We start from the raw sequence: 20,146 nt of genomic DNA on the forward strand, positions 1-20,146 counted from the left end.
TCGATGTTCCCGAACGCCGAACCGGCACCCGGCCTGCTGGTCGCGAGCCACCTGCGTACCGCTGCGGGGTCACCGCTCCCGGTCGAGGTCACGCTGACCAACAACGCGACGTCGCCGCGGGTCCTCGCGGTCGGCGCGCTCGGCGTGGACTCCGCGTGGCTGCCCGCGCCGATCCGCACCGCCGTGCTGGAGCCGGGCCAGAGCGTCATGGTCACGCTCGAGATGTCGCCGGCCCAGGGGACGGTGCCTGCGCACTATCCGTTCGCGTTCACGGTGCAGGCCCTCGACCCGGCGACCGGCCGCTCCACCGGTGGCGGCGCGGTCATGGTCGACAGCACGCTGGTGGTCAACCCGCGCAACCAGCTCACCCTCGAGCTCCGGCCCCGGTCGCTGTCCACGGTCAACTCGCGCCGGATGAAGCTCGCGCTGCGCAACAGCGGCAACGAGCCGGCCCGGGTGACCCTCGGCGTGCAGACCTCCCCTCGCCTGCGGGTCCGGTTCCGCAAGAAGGTCGTCGAGGTGCTGCCCGGTGCCACGGAGCTGGTGCGCGGGCGGGCGACGGTGTCCCGGCGCCGGCTCTTCGGCGGCAGCGAGCACCACACCTTCACGGTCAGTGCGAGCGGCACCGAGTCGTTGCGGCACGTCGACGGCTCGGTGACCCAGCACCCGCTGGTGGGCACGGTGCTGATGAAGACCGTGGCCCTGCTCTCGGTCCTCGCGATCTGGATCGGCGCGGCCGTGATCTTCATCCCGAACCTGGCCGACCGGATCGGCAGCGGCTCGTCGACCACCACGACGACTGCCGACGGCGCCCCGGGCGGCAGCGGCAAGGACGGCGGCGGCGACGGGTCGGGCTCCTCGGGCGGGTCGGGCGGCACCGCCGGGACCGGCGGTGGCAGCGGCGGCAAGGGCGGCGCGAAGTCCGCGGCCGCAGACGCCGACGACTCCGAGCTCACGCTGACCGGCACCGTGGCCGGAGACCAGCCCGGTGGCGTCCGGGTCAGCCTGGAGCCGACCTCGCTCGTCGACGAGAAGGCGCAGGGCGGCGTCGGCGTCGGCGTCTCGAGGTCACAGCTGGGCAGCACGGGGATGAGCCTCGCGTCGGCGTTCCTGAACCGGTCGCTGCCGACGACGCCGTCGGACCGTACGGCGACGACCACCGCGGACGGGTCGTGGGCCTTCGCGAAGGTGAAGAAGCCCGGCTACTACCTCCTCACCTTCAGCAAGCCCGGCTTCCAGAAGCAGTCCTACGTCATCGACTCGACGAGCGATGCCTCGGCCGAGCCGCTCGAGGTCGACCTCGCCGCCGGCGAGGGCGCGCTCTCGGGCACGGTCGTCGGCCCGAGCGGCCGCGTCGGCGCGGCGACGGTGACGATCTCCGACGGCACCACCACCCTCACCACGAGCACCAACTCGCGCGGCGACATCGGGCACTGGTCGGTGAAGGGACTCTCGACCCCCGGCTCGTACGTCGTACAGGCCTCGAAGCCGGGCTTCTCGAGCGAGTCCCGCATGGTCGGCCTGGCCGCAGGCGGGACCGCGACCGCCGACCTCGTCCTCAAGGCCGGCGTCGCGAGCCTCACCGGCCGGGTCCGCTCGGTCAACGAGTCGGGCGAGCTCACCGGGGTCGGCGGCGCCACGGTCACGGTCACCAGCGAGTCCGGCGAGGTCCGCACGGCGACCACGCTGACGCAGGGCGACAAGGTCGCGGGCAGCAGCGCCCGGGTCTCCGCCGACTTCGTCGGCACCTACACGGTGCCAGGCCTCCCGGCCCCGGGGACGTACGTCGTGACCCTGACCGGTCCCGGCATGCAGACGCAGACGAGCAAGGTCACGCTGAAGCCCGGGCAGTCCCGGGCCGCGACGAGCGCCGACCTGGTCCCGTCGACCGGCTCGGTCAGCGGGACGGTCACCAGCAAGGCGACCTCGGGTGACACGGACCCGGTCATCGGTGCCGGACTCACCCTCACCAACGCCGACAACACGTACAAGACGATGTCGACGTCGCAGCCCGCCGGCAGCTACCTCCTCGACGGGGTCGCGCCCGGCACCTACGCGCTGACGACGCAGTTCTTCGGGTTCGTGACCGACCACGTCACCGTCACCGTCCGCGCCGGACGCACCACGAACCTCGACCGGGTCGTCGACGAGCTCGCCGGCGGCGTTCTCGCGGGCCGGTCGAAGATCCAGGGCCAGGTCGTGGACGCGGGCACCGGCCTGGCGATCACCTGCACCCCGGCCGGCTCCGAGTGCCTGACGGCGCGCGTCTTCGAGCCCGACATCGACACCGACGGAGCGACCGCCGACCCGAGCGGCGCCGGCGGGGTCACCTACCCGACGACGTTCCTCCCCGGCGACACGTTCACGCTCCCGGAGGACACGAGCACCGGCCTCCTCCCGGGCCTGCACACCGTCGAGGTCACCGCGCCCAGCTACGAGCTGGCCACGACCCGGGTCCAGGTCCCGGCCGACGGCACAGTCAACATCGGCACTCTGGGCCTCTACCCGGCTCCGAAGGTCACCGGCACGATCACCTCGGTCGTCGGCACCCCCTCCGGCCCGACCTGCATCTGGGTCGTGCCGACCGGCGACGACGAGCCGAGCGAGACCTGTACGCAGGCGACGACCGGTGCCGACCCGACCTGCACGCCCACGTCCGGCACCTTCGCCCTCGACTCGACGGAGCCGCAGCCGGTCTGCGCCTTCGTCAACGGCCGGGGGACCTACTCGGTCGAGGTCCTCAAGCACGGCTCGTACACGGTCTACGTGAAGCCGTCGGACCCCGAGTACGAGGCGGCCGATCCGGCGGTCAAGGTCCTCGGTGTCGGGGACACCCAGAACTTCAGCGTGCCGCTGCACCGCAAGGGCCGCCTGACGGTGACGGTCCGCAAGCCCGGGACCTCGGGCAACCTCGTCCCGGCGACGCTGGTGCCGGTGCGGCTCGACCCCGGCACACCCACCGACACCACGGACGACATCGTCGGGACCACCGACGGCACCGGACGCGTCTCCCTGACCAAGATCAAGGACGCCACCTACACGATCTCGGCGACCGACTCCGCCGGTCTCAAGGACTCGCGCAGCGGCGTCTTCATCGGTCTCGACCAGGACATCGCGGTCGACCTCACGCTCACCCTCCCGATCGGCAACGTCGTCGGGCAGGTGACCGCCAACATCGACGGCACGGCGAAGAAGATCGACGGCGCGTCGGTGAAGGTCGTCGCGCCGAGCACCTACAACACCGGCTCGACCGTGCTCGGCACCGCGGAGATGACGACCGACCAGCTCGGCTGCTTCGCGATCCAGCCGAACCCGACCGACGTGACGACCACCCAGCCCAGCGCGGGCGAGTGCCCCTCGGCGGGGGCCTGGACCGCGGGCTCGCTCGCCGTGCAGACCTTCCGCTCCAGCGCGGCCTCGTCGATCGAGATCGACAAGGACGGCTACGACCCGCTGCTCATCACCAACCGTCAGCTCCTGACGAGCGGCCTGAACGCGTTCACGCTCAACCCGACCGCCATCGACGGCAACTCCCTCCCCCTGCTCTCCAACCCGACCGACAGCGGCATCAGCTGGGCGAACGTGACGTTCAGCGTCGACATCACCGGTGGCGGCACCTTCGTGTCCCTGACGGCCAGCCCGGACGTCCCCGCCGTCGACGGGCACGCCCACCTGAACTGGAACGACTCCCGCCTGCCTGCGGGCATGGCCCGCCCCGGCCACTACAAGGTGACCGCGACGCTCGCGGGCTACGAGTCCGTGCCGCTCGGGGTGACCTGTGACGTCGGCGCCACGTCCTGCGTCTGGGACGGCGGCGACCCGTTGACCCTGGTCAAGCAGGGCTCGCTCACGGTCTCGACGGTCGACGCGGGCGGGAGCGTGAACGGCGCGCAGTTCACGCTCTTCAAGGGCACCACCGAGCTCCAGACCGTGACCGCCGCGGCGTCGTCGAACTCGGTCACGTTCTCCGGGCTGAAGCCCAACGCCACCGACTACAAGGTGCGGATCCGCGCCGCGTCGCACGCGTTCGGCGTCGCCGGCGGTGGCGCGGGCTCCCTGCCGATGACCTGCGACGCGCCGACCCCGGTGTCCAGCAGGACGACGACGAACATCCCGCCCGGCGCCGGGCAGTCCTGCACCGTGACCCTCACCCGACTCGGCACGGTGACCGGCACGGTGAAGGGCATCATCGCGCCCGCGTCGGCGGACCCGGACGATCCGGACACCCCGGTCCGGGCACTCGCCAGTGCCGAGGTGCAGCTCACCTTCTGCGACAACGTCCCGGCCGGCACCCACTACTGCGCGCACGCGGACACGTCGAAGCGGTTCACCGCGTCGGTCAACGACCTCGGTCAGTTCACCCTGACCGGCTCCACCTCGCAGCAGGGCATCGACTCGGGCAACTGGCTGCTGACCGCATCTGCCCCCGGCTTCCACCTGCCCGGAGCGACCCCCAGCGGGGCCCTGCCGGGCGTCCTGATCGAGGGCCTGAACGGCACCACCGTGTCCAAGACCGTCAACATGTGGGTCGACCTGACCCAGGTGACGGTCAAGGTGACCGACCAGGTCGGCGCCGTCTCGGGCGCCACCGTGCGACTGCAGACCCCCGACGGCCTGACGACGCTCCCGAACGTGCCGACCGAGACGCCGGCCGACTCGGGGTCCTACGTCTTCACCAATGTCGTGCCGGGCTCGTACAAGATCGCGGTCTCGAAGTCGGGCTACATCTCGACGGCGAGCTCGACGACCTTCGAGGAGGGCACGCCCACCTTCACGCGGGACCTGGGCATCGTCCGAGGGTCCAGCATCGCCAGCGGTGTGGTCGCCGGCGGGATCAAGGACGTGCTGGTCCGGATCTGCCCCGACGACGCCTGTGCCGCCGACGTCCACGAGGACGGCTCCGGGGCGGCGAAGGGCACCGATCGCCAGCCGATGCGGACGAAGACCGACGCCACCGGGCACTTCAGCTTCACCACCGTCCCCGACGGCACCTGGTACCTCGTGTTCAGCAAGCACGGCTACCTCACCCAGCCCCTCGGCAGCTTCGCCTTCAGCTACGTCGCCGCGGGCTTCACCAACATCAACCCGACACTGGTCGGCGTGACCCGCGGCATCACGCTCGACGTGTCACCCAGCTGGACGAGCGGCAGCACCGATGGCGCCACGGTGACCATCAGCCGCGCGGGTGGTCCGCCGATCTCTCCCGCCACGGTCACGGGGGGAGAAGCGACCTTCGAGTCGGTGCCGTGGGGGTGCTGGCAGGTCAGCGTCACCCCGGACACCGCCCACCACCACTACGGGCGCGCGAGCGCGGTCGTCGACACCGGAAACGGTGACGACCAGGTCGGCACCTGCACGGGCCTGGTCCTCTCCGGCGACGAGGACGACGCCGACCGCGCCACCGGCGACGTCACCATCCACGAGGGCGCCGTCGCGATCAGCGCCGGCAAGAGCATCGTCCCGGGGTTCGCGGGCAGCGGCTTCCCGGGTACGGCGAAGGTCTCCATCACCCGCGCCGGCGACGACCCGGGTGTGACTCCCGTCGACGTCAGCGTCGGCTCGGCCTCGCCCACGCTCGTCTGGCTCCCCACCGGGGGCAATGGCTACGTGGTCAAGGGGGTGCCGTCGCCCGCCAACGCGTTCTTCGGCTCCGACCAGACCACCACCGCCGCGGTGCCGGACACCGAGCCGGCCGGCGGCGCGCTCCCGGTGTCGCTGAGCCTCGACGGCGAGTACGCGACCCTCGTGGTCACCGTGAACGGCCACATCCCGAGCGACCCGCAGGCGCTGCTGACGCTCACGTCCCTCGCGACCCCGCTGCCGGACACCAGCCCGCGCGACTACACCGACCCGGTCAGCACCACGGGCTACACCTACACGTTCCAGTTGCCCGCCGGCAGCTGGACCGTGTCGGCGACCGTCGACGGGCGCCCGGGAGACGACACCGTGGTGATCGACGACCCGGTCGGGCCGGACGCGGGCGGCACGTACGCGATGACGGTCACGGTGCCCCTGCCGCCGGCCACCAGTGTCACGGCCGGCAACCCGGGAGCGTTCTCGCCCACGGGAGCGGTGAAGCCGGCCGACCTGGCGGCCATCAACGCCGACAGCCACTTCGACCTGGGTTCGGCCGCCATCTGGGCCAAGAACGACTACGTCGTGCTGGGCAACGGCAACAACGCGTACTGGGACGGCTCGGCCTGGCAGAGCGGCAAGTCGCCCGGGCCGCCGGCCACCGGAGTGACGGCCGGCAACCCCGGATCGTTCACCCCGGCGGGGTCGGTGAAGCCGACCAACCTGGCGGCCATCAACGCCGACAGCCACTTCGACCTGGGTTCGGCCGCGATCTGGGCCAAGAACGACTACGTCGTGCTCGGCGACGGCAACAACGCGTACTGGGACGGCTCGGCCTGGCAGAGCGGCAAGTCGCCCGGGCCGGTCACCGGGGCCAAGGACGACGGGACGTTCACTCCGGCGGCCTCACCGATCCCCTTCAACCTGGCGGCTCTGTCCGGGGTGACCGCGACCCCCGCCGCGGCGTGGGCCACCGGCAAGAAGGTCGTGCTCGGCAACGGCTCCTCGGCGTACTGGACCGGGACGGCCTGGGCGGCCGGCGCTGCGCCGTAGCCCGCCGGGACCAGCGCGGAGCGGTCAGCGCAGCGAGTATGTCGCGAGCGAGACGCCGACGTAGTGGGCCACGAACGCGAGGATCGTGAAGGTGTGGAACACCTCGTGGAAGCCGAACCACCGAGGCCACGGGTTGGGCCGCTTGAAGCCGTAGACGGCGCCGCCGAAGGTGTAGAGCGCGCCGCCGACCACGATCATCGTGAACGTCGCGATGCCGATGCCCACGCCCAGGCGGGTGGCCCCGTCGAGGAACGACGGCAGGAAGAAGACCGCCGCCCAGCCCATCGCGATGTAGAGGGGCACGTAGAGCCAGCGCGGGGCGTCGGTCCAGAAGATCCGGAACAGCACGCCGAGGATCGCGCCGCCCCACACGGTGGCGAGCAGGATCCAGCGCGTGGCGCCGTCGAGGAGGAGCAGGCTGAATGCGGTGTAGGAGCCGGCGATCAGCAGGAAGATGTTGGCGTGGTCGAAGCGCCGCAGGAACGCCCACGTGCGTGGTGACCACGTGCCGGTGTGGTAGATCGCCGACACGGTGAAGAGGATCAGCGCGGTGCCGGTGAAGGCCGCCGAGCCGATCCGGGTGGTGCTGTTCGGCGAGAGCGCGATGAGCACGATGCCGGCCGCGAGGGTCAGCGGAGCGGTGCCGAGGTGCAGCCAGCCACGGAGCTTGGGCTTGATGTCCGCCGCGAGGTCGGCGACGGCATCCTGCAGGTGGTCGATCCCTGCGCGCATCGTCTGGTTCACGGACTGGTCCATGGACAGAACCTACCCGCAGGTAGGGCACGGAAACGCCACAGGCGGTGAACGTCACGTCAACGTCTCCGACACGCGCACCGACGCCGTACCATCGACGGGTGGACTGGAAGCGGGGAGCTCGCCGGGTGCTCTACCCCGCCTACGAGGCCCGGATGCTGCGGCGGATGCCCGCCGACGTGCCCAAGCACGTGGGCGTGATGCTCGACGGCAACCGCCGGTGGGCGAAGGCCGTCGGCCGCGACACCGCCCACGGCCACCGGGCCGGGGCCGCCAACATCGAGCCGCTGCTCGGCTGGTGCGACGAGGTCGGCATCGAGGTCGTCACCCTGTGGCTGCTGTCGACCGACAACCTGGACACGCGCCCGGAGCGTGAGCTCGCACCCCTGCTCGACATCATCGCCGAGGCGGTGGCCTCGCTCGCCGACCAGCAGCGGTGGCGGATCCACCCGGTCGGCGCGCTCGACCTGCTCCCGGCGTCGATCGCCCAGCGGCTCAAGGCCGCCGAGGAGGCGACGCGTGACGTCGACGGGATGCTCGTCAACGTCGCGGTGCCGTACGGCGGCCGCCGGGAGATCGCCGACGCCGTGCGGGCCCTGCTGCACGAGTCGGCGGCCAAGGGGATGTCGCTCGAGGACCTCGCGACCGTCATCGACGTCGAGCACATCGCCGAGCACCTCTACACCAAGGGCCAGCCCGACCCGGACCTGGTGATCCGCACCTCCGGGGAGCAGCGGCTGGGCGGCTTCCTGCTGTGGCAGAGCGCCAAGTCGGAGTTCTACTTCTGCGAGGCCTACTGGCCCGACTTCCGGCGCGTGGACTTCCTGCGCGCCATCCGCGCGTACGCCCAGCGCGAGCGCCGTTTCGGCTCCTAGCCTGCCTCCGCCGATCCGCGGCGATACAGGCCTGACCCTGTCCGTATTTCCGCTACGTGACGTTCACCCAACGGTCGGGCGTGTCGCCCCGGAACGTGCCCCCCAGCGGCGTACTTTCCGAGGTATCGGGGAGTGGGGAAGCTCGCCGTATCGGGAGGCCCGTTCGTGAGTATTCACGACTGCACAGCGCAGCAGCAGCGTTGCTGGTGCGCGACCGGGAGCCGGCACTCCGGCGCTCGGGCTCGTTCCGGTCCATCAGTGTGAGCTAGATGGCCGGACGCGGAGTGCCCGCCGGCCTGCGAAGGGGTGTCATCGTGCCGACCCAGGCTCAGAAGTCACAGCGCTCCGCCTCCACTGCCAAGACCCGCGCCAAAGCCACCGCGGTGCCGACGCCCGGCGTCCGCACCTACGTCCTGGACACCAGCGTGCTGCTGGCCGACCCAGGGGCGCTGGGGCGCTTCGCGGAGCACGAGGTCGTGCTCCCGGTCGTGGTGATCACCGAGCTGGAGGGCAAGCGGCACCACCCCGAGCTGGGCTTCTTCGCCCGCACCGCGCTGCGCTCGCTCGACGAGCTGCGCGTCGTGCACGGCCGCCTGGACGAGCCGGTGCCGGTCGGCGAGGAGGGCGGGACGCTGCGCGTCGAGCTCAACCACACCGATCCCGAGTCGCTGCCGTCCGGCTTCCGACTCGGGGACAACGACACCCGGATCCTGGCCGTGGCGCGCAACCTCGCCAACGACGGCTTCGACGTCACGCTGGTCTCCAAGGACCTGCCGCTGCGGATCAAGGCGTCCGCGGTCGGGCTCGACGCCCAGGAGTACCGCGCGGAGGCGGTCAGCGACTCCGACACCGGCTACTCCGGCATGGCCGAGCTCGAGGTCGCGGCGGCCGACCTGGACGAGCTGTACGACGACGGCGTGATCGACCTCGAGGCCGCCCGCCAGCTGCCCTGCCACCAGGGCCTCGTGCTGCTCTCGGACCGGGGCACGGCGCTCGGTCGGGTCGGCCCCGACAAGCAGGTCCACCTGGTCCGCGGCGACCGTGAGGCGTTCGGCATCCACGGCCGCTCCGCCGAGCAGCGGGTCGCCCTGGAGATGCTGCTCGACCCCGAGGTCGGCATCGTCTCGCTCGGCGGCCGGGCCGGCACCGGCAAGTCGGCGATGGCCCTCTGCGCCGGCCTCGAGGCGGTGATGGAACGCGGCCAGCACAAGAAGGTCGTCGTCTTCCGTCCGCTGTTCGCCGTCGGCGGCCAGGAGCTCGGCTACCTGCCGGGCTCGGAGAGCGAGAAGATGTCGCCCTGGGGCCAGGCCGTGTTCGACACCCTCGGGGCGATGACGTCCAAGGAGGTCATCGACGAGATCCTCGACCGCGGGATGCTCGAGGTGCTGCCGCTGACCCACATCCGGGGCCGCTCGCTGCACGACGCCTTCGTGATCGTCGACGAGGCCCAGTCGCTGGAGCGCAACGTGCTGCTCACGGTGCTGTCCCGGATCGGTGCCAACTCCAAGGTGGTGCTGACCCACGACGTCGCCCAGCGCGACAACCTGCGCGTCGGTCGGCACGACGGCGTGGTGGCCGTGATCGAGAAGCTCAAGGGGCACCCGCTCTTCGCCCACGTGACCCTCACCCGGTCCGAGCGCTCGCCGATCGCGGCCCTGGTGACCGAGATGCTGGAGAACGTGGCGCTCTGATCCTGGTGCTCCTGCGCCCCCTGTGACTGCTGTGACGGGGGAGGTGGCCAACCGGCCATTTTGTCCGACCGGTTGGGCCGTTCGGTTTGCAACCACCTCCCTCGTCAGGCAGGGTGGCCGTGATCTTTTCGTGACCTCTGACAACGCCGTCGTTGGTCTCCCCGAGTCGTCTACCCGAGCCCCGAGGCCTTGTCGAAGCACAAGAAGTACGTCCCCAAGCACCGCCACGTCGCTGAGCCGACCCTGCGTGAGGCGCCCAAGAAGGCGCTCCGCACCGGGGTCGTGATGACCTCCGTCGCCGTGGCGGTCACCGGCATAGCCGTGTCCGGCGGCATGCTCGGCTCGCCGGCGCAGGTGGCGACGACGGCGCAGGACCTCGGCTCGACGCTCGGCGACGGTGACGCGGCCGCCGCCGGTGCCGCCGCCACGATCGACCGGACGACGACCTCGCGCTCGGCCGACCGCCGTCGTGAGGCGGACCCGGCGAAGGTGAGCGCGCTGTCGGCCACCAGCGGTCCGGCGCGCACCAGCTCGGTCGACCTCAGCGACGGCGATCCCCGAGACATCGCCCGCGCGCTGATGGGTCAGTTCGGCTTCGGTGCCGACCAGTTCGGCTGCCTCGACTCACTCTGGACGCGGGAGAGCGGCTGGAACGTCAGCGCCGACAACCCGTCGTCCTCGGCCTACGGCATCCCGCAGGCGCTCCCGGGCTCCAAGATGGCCTCCGCGGGCCCCGACTGGGAGCACAACGCGGCCACCCAGATCACCTGGGGCCTGGGCTACATCCAGGACCGCTACGGCAGCCCCTGCGGCGCGTGGGCGCACTCGGAGTCGCACGGGTTCTACTGATCGGGACCGCGTAGCGGGACCGGTCAGTGATGGTGGTCGAGCGAGCCGCGCGGGCGGGCTTGCGAGGCCGCGACCGGCGTGTCGAGACCGGGTGAGCTGAGAGGCAGCCGGGGGGCGCCTCAGGGGTGGGTCATGCTCTCCACGTCGAGGGCCTCGTCCAGCTGCGCCTCGGTGAGCTCGCCGCGCTCGACGTAGCCCATCTCGATCACCGTCTCCCGGATCGTGGCACCGCGCGCGAGCGCCTGCTTGGCGATCTTCGCGGCGGCCTCGTAGCCGACGTACTTGTTGAGCGGCGTGACGACGGAGGGCGAGGACTCGGCGTACTGGCGCATCCGCTCCGCGTTCGCGGTGATGCCGTCGACGCAGCGCTCGGCGAGCAGCCGGGAGGCGGCCGCGAGCAGGCGGACGGACTCCAGCACGTTGCGGGCGATGACGGGCATCGCGACGTTGAGCTCGAAGCTGCCGCTGGCGCCCGCTGCGGTGACGGCGGCGTCGTTGCCGATGACCTGGAAGCAGACCATCAAGGTGGCCTCCGGGAGCACCGGGTTGACCTTCCCCGGCATGATGCTCGACCCGGGCTGGAGGTCGGGCAGGTGGATCTCCGCGAGTCCGGTCGTCGGCCCCGAGGACATCCAGCGCAGGTCGTTGCAGATCTTGATCAGGCCGACGGCGTACGTCCGGAGGACTCCGCTGAGCTCGACCAGCGAGTCGCGGGTGCCCTGCGCCTCGAAGTGGTCGCGCGCCTCCGTGAAGGGCTGGCCGGCCTGCTCCGACAGCACGGCGATGACGCGCTCGGCGAAGCCGGGCGGGGTGTTGATGCCGGTGCCGACCGCAGTGCCGCCCAGCGGCAGCTCGCGGACCCGGGGGAGGACCGACTCGAGCCGCTCACCGGCGTACCGCACGGTGGCGGCGTAGCCGCCGAGCTCCTGGCCGAGCATCACCGGCGTGGCGTCCATCAGGTGGGTGCGCCCCGACTTCACCACTCCCGTGAACTCCTCGGCCTTGCGGCCCAGGCTCGCGGCGAGCACGTCGAGGGCGGGCAGCAGGTCGTCGGACACGGCGAGGGCGGCGGCGACGTGGATCGCGGTCGGGAAGGTGTCGTTGCTCGACTGGCTGGCGTTGACGTGGTCGTTGGGGTGGACGTCCGTGCCGGCGCGGCCGGCCAGGGTGGCGATGACCTCGTTGGCGTTCATGTTGGAGCTGGTGCCCGAGCCGGTCTGGAAGACGTCGATCGGGAACTCGGCGTCGTGCTCGCCGGCGACGACGGCGTCGGCGGCCGCCACGACGGCCGCCGCCCGGTCGGCGTCCAGGACGCCGAGCTCGGCGTTGACGGTCGCGGCCGCCGACTTCACCCGGCCGATCGCGTGGATGAGCGCCGGCTCGATCGGCGTACCGCTGATCGGGAAGTTCTCGACCGCGCGCTGGGTCTGGGCCCGCCACAGGGCGTCGCGTGGCACGCGGACCTCGCCCATGCTGTCGTGCTCGGTGCGGAACTCGTCTCCGGAGGTCATGCCTCGGACGTTACCCGCGCGACGTAGAGCCAGTACGTCTCCTCGCGGTCCTGGAGCAGTACGTCGTGCCCGTGGCCGTGCGCGTCGCCGAACACGGTGGACATGCTCTCCAGCAGCGCGGGCGCGGGTGCAGCCGACCAGATCGCGAGGACGCCGCCGGTGCGCAGCGCCTGTCGCGCGGACTCGAGGAACGGCGCCTCGTAGATCGCCGCGTTGCTCTCGTGGACGAGGTAGCCCGGGCCGTTGTCCACGTCGAGCAGCACCAGGTCGTACGACGCCGGCTTCGCCTCGGCGAGGGCGATCGCGACATCGGCGACCACCACGCTGACCCGTTCGTCGGCCAGCAGCGCCGGCCCGTGCGGGACCGTGCCGTCGCGCATCCAGTCGACGAGCGCCTGCTCGATCTCGACGACCGCGACCTTCTCCACCCGCGAGTCGGCGAGCACCTCGTGCATCGTGAAGCCCAGCCCGAGGCCGCCGACCACCACCGCGGCGGGATCGTCGACCGCCGCCAGCGCGGCGCTCGCCAGGGCGCGCTCAGTGGCCACCTCGAGGGTGTCCATTACGAACACCCCGTTGGCGCGCAGCTCGAGAGACGTCGGCCCACCCTCGGGGCGGCGCTCGCGCAGCACCAGCTCGCCGCGCTCCGACTCGGCCCGAGCGATCTCGCCGTACTCCACGTGATCTGCCTCCACGCGGCCAGTCTTCCCGACGAGGAAAGGATCAGTCGAAGAGCTCGCTGAGCCAGCTCTCCTTGCGCTTCTTCTTGGCGTAGCCCTGCTGCTGGTAGCCCTGCGGGCCCTCGCCGTACGCGGGCGCCGGGGCGGGCGCGGGCCGCGTCACGGACCGGTCGATGATCTTGTCGAGCTCGCCGCGGTCCAGCCACACCCCCCGGCAGGTCGGGCAGTAGTCGATCTCGATCCCGCTGCGCTCGCTCATCACGAGGGTGGCGCCGTCGGTGGGACAGAGCATGGGGAGTCCTCTCGTCGCTCACCTCGTCGAACGGGTGGGAGCGTGCGAGGGTTCCGTGACGCGCGAGCGGGACGTCGTACGAAGCGTGGCTGGGAGCCCACTATTCGTATGACGTCTGTGCGCCGCGTGCGACCACAAACCGTCCACAAGGGCCCTGGCGGAAGCTGTCTCCCCAGGTCGGGAGCACCGGCGTCGACCTGGTCCGCGTCCGGACGCACCGTGGACGGATGACACCCATCGAGCAGGCGCTGCAGGAGGCTGACGACCAGGACGGCGTCATCTCGCGACGACGCCTGTACGCGCTCGGGGTCACGCGCTGGCAGGTCACGGCGAACCTGCGCGCACGACGGTGGCAGGCGATCGGCGACCAGTCGATCTGTACCCACACGGGCAGCCTGTCGCAGCGGGGAGAGCACTGGGCCGCGGTCTTCCAGGGTGGTCCGCGCGCACAGCTCGATGGCGCGTCTGCCCTGGTCGAGGCAGGTCTCGAGAGGTTCGCGGTCGATCGGGTGCGGGTGTCGGTCCCGCGCGGAGCGAAGGTCCGTCGCAACCGGCGCTTCGACATCCGACAGACCCGTCGGTGGAGCGCAGCCGACCTCGCGGCGAGCGGCGTGCCCCGCGTGCGGCCGGCTGCGGCGGCGGTGCGCGCCGGTCTCTGGGCTCGGAGCGACCGTCAGGCCGCGTTGGTCGTGACGATGTCTGTCCAGCAGGGCATCACGACGGCGGAGGAGATCGGGCGGCAGCTGCTCCGGGTCAAGCGCGATCGTCGGCGAGGGCTGCTGCATGTCCTCGTCAACGACCTGCTCGACGGCGCTCGCTCGTTGGGCGAGCTCGAGATAGGTGACGAGCTCGCCCGTCGCAACCTGCCCCGACCCCAGCGTCAGGTGCTCCGCAAGGACGATCGCGGCCGCTACTACCTCGACCTGTACTGGCCGCAGTGGAAGCTGGTCGTCGAGATCGACGGCATCCACCACACCTGGGCGGAGAACGTGGTCGGGGATGCCCTCCGGCAGAACGCTCTCGCCCTCGACGGCGACACTATGCTCCGGTTGCCGTTGCTCGGACTGCGCCTGGAGCCGCACGACTTCATGGTCCAGATCGAGCAGGCCCTGCGGGCGGCGGGTTGGACCCCGGACGTCATCAAGATCGTGGCCTAGGGACCTCGATTCGTATGACGTCCGCCGGCAGCGTCCCGGCCGGGACGCCCGCAGCGTCACTCCGCCGAGCGCACCCGGATCCCGGTGACGGGCACGGTGACGGTGCCGGAGGGGTCGGTGAAGAAGTCGTTGCCCTTGTCGTCGACGACGATGAACGCCGGGAAGTCCTCGACCTCGATCTTCCAGACGGCCTCCATGCCGAGCTCGGGGTACTCGATGACCTCCTGGCTCCTGATGCAGTCCTGGGCGAGGCGGGCCGCCGGGCCGCCGATGGAGCCGAGGTAGAAGCCGCCGTACGCGTCGCACGCCTCGGTGACCTGCTTCGACCGGTTGCCCTTGGCGAGCATCACCATCGAGCCGCCGGCGGCCTGGAACGACTTCACGTAGGAGTCCATCCGGCCGGCGGTCGTCGGGCCGAAGGAGCCGGAGGCCATGCCCTCGGGCGTCTTCGCCGGCCCGGCGTAGTAGACCGGGTGGTCCTTGAGGTACGCCGGCATCTCCTCGCCGGCGTCGAGCCGCTCCTGGATCTTGGCGTGCGCGATGTCGCGGGCGACGACGAGCGGGCCGGTCAGCGAGAGGCGGGTCTTCACCGGGTGCTTCGAGAGCTCGTCGAGGATGTCGGCCATCGGCTGGTTGAGGTCGATGGCGACGACCTCGCCGCCCGAGATGTCCTCGGCCACGCCGGCGTCGGGCATGTACTGCGCCGGGTCCATCTCGAGCTGCTCGAGGAAGACGCCGTCGGGCGTGATCTTGCCGAGCGCCTGGCGGTCGGCGGAGCAGGACACCGCGATGGCGACGGGGCAGGAGGCGCCGTGGCGGGGGAGCCGGACCACGCGTACGTCGTGGCAGAAGTACTTGCCGCCGAACTGTGCGCCGATCCCGAACGACTGCGTCAGCTTGAAGACCTCCTCCTCCAGCTCGACGTCGCGGAAGCCGTGGGCCGACATGGAGCCTTCGGTCGGGAGGGTGTCGAGGTAGTGCGCAGAGGCGTACTTCGCGGTCTTCAGCGCGAACTCCGCCGAGGTGCCGCCGATGACGACCGCCAGGTGGTACGGCGGGCAGGCGGCCGTGCCGAGCGAGCGGATCTTCTCGTCCAGGAACGTGAGGAGACGCTGCGGGTTGAGCACCGCCTTGGTCTCCTGGAAGAGGAACGACTTGTTGGCCGAGCCGCCGCCCTTGGCCATGAAGAGGAACTTGTACTCCGGCTTTCCGCTGGTCTGCGGCGTCGAGTAGATCTCGATCTGCGCGGGCAGGTTGGTGCCGGTGTTCTTCTCCTCGTACGTCGTCAGCGGGGCGAGCTGCGAGTAGCGCAGGTTGAGCTTCGTGTAGGCGTCGTACACACCGCGCGAGATCGCCTCGCCGTCGTCGATGCCGGTGAGCACGCCCTCGGACTTCTTGCCCATGACGATCGCGGTGCCGGTGTCCTGGCACATCGGCAGCACGCCGCCGGCGGAGATGTTGACGTTCTTGAGCAGGTCGAGCGCGACGAAGCGGTCGTTGCCCGACGCCTCCGGGTCGTCGATGATCTTGCGCAGCTGGGCGAGGTGCGCCGGTCGCAGGTAGTGGCTGATGTCGTGCATCGCCTCGGCCGTCAGCCGCTGGATCGCCTCGGGGGAGACCCGGAGGAAGGTCTGACCGTCGACCTCGTACGTCGAGACGCCCTCGGTGGTCAGCAGCCGGTACGGCGTGCTGTCCGGGCCCGTCGGCAGGAGGTCGGAATAACGGAACTCTGCATCGTTCGCCACGGCCGCTGAGACTACGCCCAGGTTCACAATGGCGCCGGGACGGGTCCAACTGGGAGTAACGTCCCGGACAACCGCACCCGTGAGGGTTCGCGAGGCGCGAATTCGGGCGCCCTACTCAGGAGGTCTCGTGAAGGTTCGTAGATGGGTCGTCGCCGGGGTCGCGCTTGCGGCCACCACCGCGCTCGCGGCGTGTGCTCCGCCCTCGTCCGACGACAACAGCAGTGACGGCTCGAGCGGCGGGACGGACGCCAAGACGGCGACGTCCGCCGATGACTTCGGCGGCATGGACGCCCTGGTGAAGGCCGCCCAGAAGGAGGGGACGCTCAACGTCATCGCGCTGCCCCCCGACTGGGCCAACTACGGCAACATCATCAAGGCGTTCCAGGACAAGTACGACATCACGGTGAAGTCCGACCAGCCGGACGCCGCGAGCCAGGACGAGATCAACGCCGCCAAGCAGCTGGCGGGCAGCGACCGGGCCCCGGACGTCTTCGACCTCGGTCAGTCCGTCGCGCTGGCGAACACGGACCTCTTCGCGCCCTACCAGACCGAGAACTTCGCGGACATCCCGGCCGAGTTCAAGGATCCCGACGGCACCTGGGTCAACGACTACGGCGGCTACATGTCGATCGGCTACGACTCGAGCAAGGTCCCGGACGTCGCCAACGTCTCCGACCTCCTCGGCTCCGACTTCAAGGGGAAGGTCGCGCTCAACGGCGACCCGACCCAGGCCGGAGCGGCGTTCAGCGGGGTCGTGATGGCCTCGCTGGCCAACGGCGGGTCGGCCGACGACATCGCCCCCGGCGTCGACTTCTTCAAGAAGCTCAAGGACGCGGGCAACTTCCTGCCCGTGGACCCGACCGCCGCGACCATCGAGTCGGGCCAGACCCCGGTCGTCATCGACTGGGACTACCTGAACGCGGCGGAGACCGCCAAGCTGCCCTCGTGGAAGGTCGTCGTACCGGCTGACGCCGACCCGGTGGCGGGCTACTACTTCCAGGCGATCAACAAGGACGCCCCGCACCCGGCCGCCGCGCGGCTGTGGCAGGAGTTCCTCTACAGCGACGACGGCCAGAACCTCTGGCTCGCCGGCGGCGCGCGTCCGGTCCTCGCTGACGCCATGGTGGAGGCCGGGACGATCGACCAGGAGAAGTACGACGCCCTCCCCGCCGTCAACGGTGAGCCGGTGATCCCGACGAACGACCAGACCGAGAAGATGGCGGCCTACCTGGCCGACAACTGGGCCAAGGCAGTCGGCTGAGCGCCACCACGCCTGCGAGGACGGTCCGGCGCCTGCGCGTCGGGCCGTCCCTCGGTCTGCTGCCGTTCCTCGTCTACGTCACGATCTTCCTGATCGTCCCGACGATCACGGTCGTCGTCGGCGCGTTCCAGGGTGACGACGGGGGCTTCACGCTCGAGCGGGTCCGGGCGCTCACCGAGGAGACGCCGATGCGGGCGCTCCGGGAGAGCCTGATCCTCTCCTTCAGCTCGGCAGCCATCGGTGCCGTGCTCGGCGCCCTGCTCGCCTACCTCGTGGTGGCCTCGCCGCCCACGAGCCTGATGCGCCGGGTGACCACGGCCGTGTGTGGTGTGCTCGCGCAGTTCGGTGGCGTCACCCTCGCGTTCGCCTGGATGGCGACCCTCGGCTTCGGCGGCCTGCTCACCAACCTGCTCGCGGACCTGTTCGGCGCGTCCGACACCGGCTACTCGTGGCTCTACGAGCTCCCGGGCCTGGTGCTCGTCTACACGTACTTCCAGATCCCGCTGATGGTGATCGTCTTCCTGCCGGCACTGGAGAGCCTGCGGCCGCAGTGGCGCGAGGCTGCGGTCAACCTCGGCGCGACGACCTTCCAGTACTGGACCCAGGTCGCGTTCCCCCTGCTCCGCCCGGCGTTCCTCGGGTCGGCCCTGCTGCTGTTCGCGAACGCCTTCGCGGCGTACGCCACCGCGGCCGCGCTGATCAGCCAGGGCGCCCTGATCACCCCGCTCCTCATCAGGTCCGCGCTGACCAGCGAGGTCGTCCTCGGGCAGCAGGACTTCGGCTACGCCCTGGCCCTCGAGATGGTCGTGGTCGTCTCGATCGTCATGGGGGTCTACTCCCTGATGCTGCGGCGCTCGTCGAGGTGGATGCGGTGAGCACCGCGCTGTGGCGGGTCGCCCGCACGCTCCTGCTGCTGCTGTTCGCCGGGTTCTTCCTGCTGCCGCTCCTCGCGCTGCTCAACTTCAGCACCAAGGACGTCATCACCAAGTCCCGCACCGGCGACGCGTGGCGGCAGCTCGTCAACGACCCGACGATGAGCGAGGCGATCCGCACGTCGCTGCTGCTCGCGCTGATCACGGTGGTCGGGATGGTCGTGCTGCTGGTGCCGACGATGATCTGGGTCCGGCTGCGGGTCCCCCGCGCCACCCGCCTGATCGAGTTCCTGTGCCTGCTCCCGCTGACGATCCCCGCGCTCGTCGTCGTGGTCGGGCTCAGCAACGTCTACGCCTGGGTCGACTACCTGGTCGGCGACTCGCCCCTGACGCTCGCCTTCGTGTACGTCGTCCTGGTGCTGCCCTTCGCCTACCGGGCGATCGACGCCTCGCTCTCGGGCCTGGACGCGACCACGCTCGCCGAGGCCGCACGGTCGCTCGGCGCCGGGTGGATCACGGTGATCACCCGCGTGATCGTGCCGAACATCTGGCCGGGCGTGCTGGGCGCGGCGTTCATCTCGGTGGCCCTGGTGCTGGGGGAGTACACCATCGCCTCGCTGCTGCACTACGACACGCTCCCCGTCGCGATCGTGCTGCTCGGCAAGAGCGACGCGCCCACGTCGATGGCGGCCGCCCTCGCTTCGATCATGCTCGCGTTCGTCCTGCTCGTCGGGCTGTCCCTGCTCGACCGCCGCCGATCCACCCGGAGGAACCCATGACCACCTCGTCCCCGGGCACCGCCGTCGAGCTGGCCGGGCTGCGCCGTTCGTACGGCGACGTCCATGCCCTCGACGGCCTCGACCTGAGCCTGGCGCCCGGCGAGATGGTCGTGCTGCTCGGCCCGTCGGGCTGCGGCAAGACCACGGCGCTCCGGATCCTCGCCGGCCTCGAGCGGCCCGACCAGGGGACCGTCCTGGTCGGTGGGAAGGACGTCACCCGGGTGCCGCCCAACAAGCGCGACATGGGCATGGTGTTCCAGGCCTACAGCCTCTTCCCGCACCTCACGGTCGTCGACAACGTCGCCTTCGGCCTCAAGCTCCGCGGCCGGTCCCGCGCCGAGCGTCGCCAGCGCGCCGGCGACATGCTCGACCTGGTCGGGCTCGGCCAGCACCACGACCGCTACGCGCACCAGCTCTCCGGCGGTCAGCAGCAGCGGGTGGCGCTCGCGCGGGCGCTGGCGATCGAGCCCGCGGTGCTCCTGCTCGACGAGCCGCTCTCCGCGCTCGACGCCAAGGTCCGGGTCCAGCTGCGCGACGAGATCCGGCGGGTCCAGATCGAGGTCGGCACGACCACGCTGTTCGTGACGCACGACCAGGAGGAGGCGCTCGCCGTCGCCGACCGGGTCGGCGTGATGAACGCCGGCCGGCTCGACCAGATCGCGCCGCCCGCCGAGCTGTACGACGCGCCCGCGACGCCGTTCGTGGGTCAGTTCGTCGGTCTCAGCAACCGGATCCCCACGCAGGTCGCCGCCGAGCGCGCCGACGTGCTCGGCACGACCGTCCCGGTGCTGCCCGGGTCGGCCGAGACGTCCGGGGTCGCCCTGGTGCGGCCGGAGTCCGTGCGCCTGACGGCCGACGGGGAGGGCGAGGCGACCGTCGCCTCCGTCGCCTTCCTCGGCCCGGTCTCCCGCGCGACGGTGACCCTGGCGGACGGGACGCTCGTCGTCGCCCAGCTGCCGAGCAGCGTCGCGTCCCGGCTCGCCGTCGGCGAGCGCGTGCGGGTCGAGGTCGATCCGGTGCCGGTGCTGGTCGTCGCTGACTGACAGCCGACACG

14 protein-coding genes are annotated in these 20,146 nt (G+C 71.0%); 9 read left to right on the forward strand and 5 right to left on the reverse strand.

Annotation, left to right across the window (positions count from 1 at the left end; translation table 11 throughout):
• Window positions 1–3 precede the first annotated feature (3 nt).
• The gene (locus ASC77_RS21065; RefSeq protein WP_235547903.1) at window positions 4–6,627 is read left to right on the forward strand and encodes a carboxypeptidase-like regulatory domain-containing protein; all 6,624 of its coding nucleotides are present in this window, start codon (window positions 4–6) and stop codon (window positions 6,625–6,627) included.
• 24 nt (window positions 6,628–6,651) lie between these two features.
• Here the strand turns inward: ASC77_RS21065 and trhA are convergent, their stop codons facing one another.
• Window positions 6,652–7,383 carry a PAQR family membrane homeostasis protein TrhA gene (gene trhA / locus ASC77_RS21070; protein WP_056157471.1) on the reverse strand — a complete coding sequence of 244 codons (732 nt, stop codon included), beginning with the start codon at window positions 7,381–7,383 and terminating at the stop codon, window positions 6,652–6,654.
• Window positions 7,384–7,481: 98 nt separating this feature from the next.
• On the opposite strand from trhA, the gene ASC77_RS21075 reads away from it, so the two are divergent.
• The 3 genes from ASC77_RS21075 to ASC77_RS21085 all read left to right on the forward strand — a co-directional run bounded on the left by ASC77_RS21075 (window position 7,482) and on the right by ASC77_RS21085 (window position 10,795).
• Window positions 7,482–8,255, forward strand: coding sequence for an isoprenyl transferase (locus ASC77_RS21075; protein ID WP_268788434.1), 774 nt, complete (start codon window positions 7,482–7,484; stop codon window positions 8,253–8,255).
• 269 nt (window positions 8,256–8,524) lie between these two features.
• Window positions 8,525–9,946: a PhoH family protein gene (locus tag ASC77_RS21080; protein ID WP_414813203.1), complete on the forward strand. Its 1,422-nt coding sequence runs from the start codon at window positions 8,525–8,527 to the stop codon at window positions 9,944–9,946.
• 189 nt (window positions 9,947–10,135) lie between these two features.
• Window positions 10,136–10,795 (forward strand): lytic transglycosylase domain-containing protein, encoded by a 660-nt coding sequence (locus ASC77_RS21085; RefSeq protein ID WP_056157474.1) that lies wholly within the window; start codon window positions 10,136–10,138, stop codon window positions 10,793–10,795.
• Window positions 10,796–10,914: 119 nt separating this feature from the next.
• Here the strand turns inward: ASC77_RS21085 and ASC77_RS21090 are convergent, their stop codons facing one another.
• From ASC77_RS21090 to ASC77_RS21100, 3 genes are read right to left on the reverse strand one after another with little or no spacing between them, the layout of a single operon-like run.
• Window positions 10,915–12,306 (reverse strand): class II fumarate hydratase, encoded by a 1,392-nt coding sequence (locus ASC77_RS21090; protein WP_056157477.1) that lies wholly within the window; start codon window positions 12,304–12,306, stop codon window positions 10,915–10,917.
• Window positions 12,303–13,001 carry a spermidine synthase gene (locus tag ASC77_RS21095; RefSeq protein WP_235547871.1) on the reverse strand — a complete coding sequence of 233 codons (699 nt, stop codon included), beginning with the start codon at window positions 12,999–13,001 and terminating at the stop codon, window positions 12,303–12,305. The genes ASC77_RS21090 and ASC77_RS21095 overlap by 4 nt, the downstream gene beginning before the upstream one ends.
• Before the next feature lie 28 nt (window positions 13,002–13,029).
• Window positions 13,030–13,278 (reverse strand): zf-TFIIB domain-containing protein, encoded by a 249-nt coding sequence (locus tag ASC77_RS21100; protein ID WP_056157482.1) that lies wholly within the window; start codon window positions 13,276–13,278, stop codon window positions 13,030–13,032.
• Between the two features lie 227 nt (window positions 13,279–13,505).
• Here ASC77_RS21100 and ASC77_RS21105 point away from each other — a divergent pair, with 227 nt between their 5' ends.
• Window positions 13,506–14,435: a DUF559 domain-containing protein gene (locus ASC77_RS21105; protein ID WP_056157484.1), complete on the forward strand. Its 930-nt coding sequence runs from the start codon at window positions 13,506–13,508 to the stop codon at window positions 14,433–14,435.
• Window positions 14,436–14,491: 56 nt separating this feature from the next.
• On the opposite strand, the gene ASC77_RS21110 is transcribed toward ASC77_RS21105, so the two are convergent.
• Window positions 14,492–16,180 carry a fumarate hydratase gene (locus tag ASC77_RS21110; RefSeq protein WP_056157487.1) on the reverse strand — a complete coding sequence of 563 codons (1,689 nt, stop codon included), beginning with the start codon at window positions 16,178–16,180 and terminating at the stop codon, window positions 14,492–14,494.
• Window positions 16,181–16,307: 127 nt separating this feature from the next.
• Here ASC77_RS21110 and ASC77_RS21115 point away from each other — a divergent pair, with 127 nt between their 5' ends.
• The 4 genes from ASC77_RS21115 to ASC77_RS21130 all read left to right on the forward strand — a co-directional run bounded on the left by ASC77_RS21115 (window position 16,308) and on the right by ASC77_RS21130 (window position 20,135).
• Entirely contained in the window at window positions 16,308–17,441 is a 1,134-nt protein-coding gene (locus tag ASC77_RS21115; RefSeq protein WP_056157490.1) for an ABC transporter substrate-binding protein, read from the forward strand.
• Between the two features lie 188 nt (window positions 17,442–17,629).
• The gene (locus tag ASC77_RS21120) at window positions 17,630–18,316 is read left to right on the forward strand and encodes an ABC transporter permease (RefSeq protein WP_235547873.1); all 687 of its coding nucleotides are present in this window, start codon (window positions 17,630–17,632) and stop codon (window positions 18,314–18,316) included.
• The gene (locus ASC77_RS21125; RefSeq protein ID WP_235547875.1) at window positions 18,313–19,092 is read left to right on the forward strand and encodes an ABC transporter permease; all 780 of its coding nucleotides are present in this window, start codon (window positions 18,313–18,315) and stop codon (window positions 19,090–19,092) included. Before ASC77_RS21120 ends, ASC77_RS21125 begins: the two co-directional genes overlap by 4 nt.
• Window positions 19,089–20,135 carry an ABC transporter ATP-binding protein gene (locus ASC77_RS21130; protein WP_056157499.1) on the forward strand — a complete coding sequence of 349 codons (1,047 nt, stop codon included), beginning with the start codon at window positions 19,089–19,091 and terminating at the stop codon, window positions 20,133–20,135. The genes ASC77_RS21125 and ASC77_RS21130 overlap by 4 nt, the downstream gene beginning before the upstream one ends.
• The last annotated feature ends 11 nt before the right edge of the window (window positions 20,136–20,146 follow it).

The organism is Nocardioides sp. Root1257 (assembly GCF_001425175.1).
Taxonomy (GTDB): Bacteria; Actinomycetota; Actinomycetes; order Propionibacteriales; family Nocardioidaceae; genus Nocardioides.

Bases quoted from the DNA above. Each gene is read 5' to 3' on its own strand.
- ASC77_RS21065 (WP_235547903.1), top strand. From the start codon at position 4: ATGTTCCCGAACGCCGAACCGGCACCCGGCCTGCTGGTCGCGAGCCAC.
- trhA (WP_056157471.1), bottom strand. From the start codon at position 7,383: ATGGACCAGTCCGTGAACCAGACGATGCGCGCAGGGATCGACCACCTG.
- ASC77_RS21080 (WP_414813203.1), top strand. From the start codon at position 8,525: ATGGCCGGACGCGGAGTGCCCGCCGGCCTGCGAAGGGGTGTCATCGTG.
- ASC77_RS21090 (WP_056157477.1), bottom strand. From the start codon at position 12,306: ATGACCTCCGGAGACGAGTTCCGCACCGAGCACGACAGCATGGGCGAG.
- ASC77_RS21100 (WP_056157482.1), bottom strand. From the start codon at position 13,278: ATGCTCTGTCCCACCGACGGCGCCACCCTCGTGATGAGCGAGCGCAGC.
- ASC77_RS21105 (WP_056157484.1), top strand. From the start codon at position 13,506: ATGACACCCATCGAGCAGGCGCTGCAGGAGGCTGACGACCAGGACGGC.
- ASC77_RS21120 (WP_235547873.1), top strand. From the start codon at position 17,630: ATGCGGGCGCTCCGGGAGAGCCTGATCCTCTCCTTCAGCTCGGCAGCC.
- ASC77_RS21130 (WP_056157499.1), top strand. From the start codon at position 19,089: ATGACCACCTCGTCCCCGGGCACCGCCGTCGAGCTGGCCGGGCTGCGC.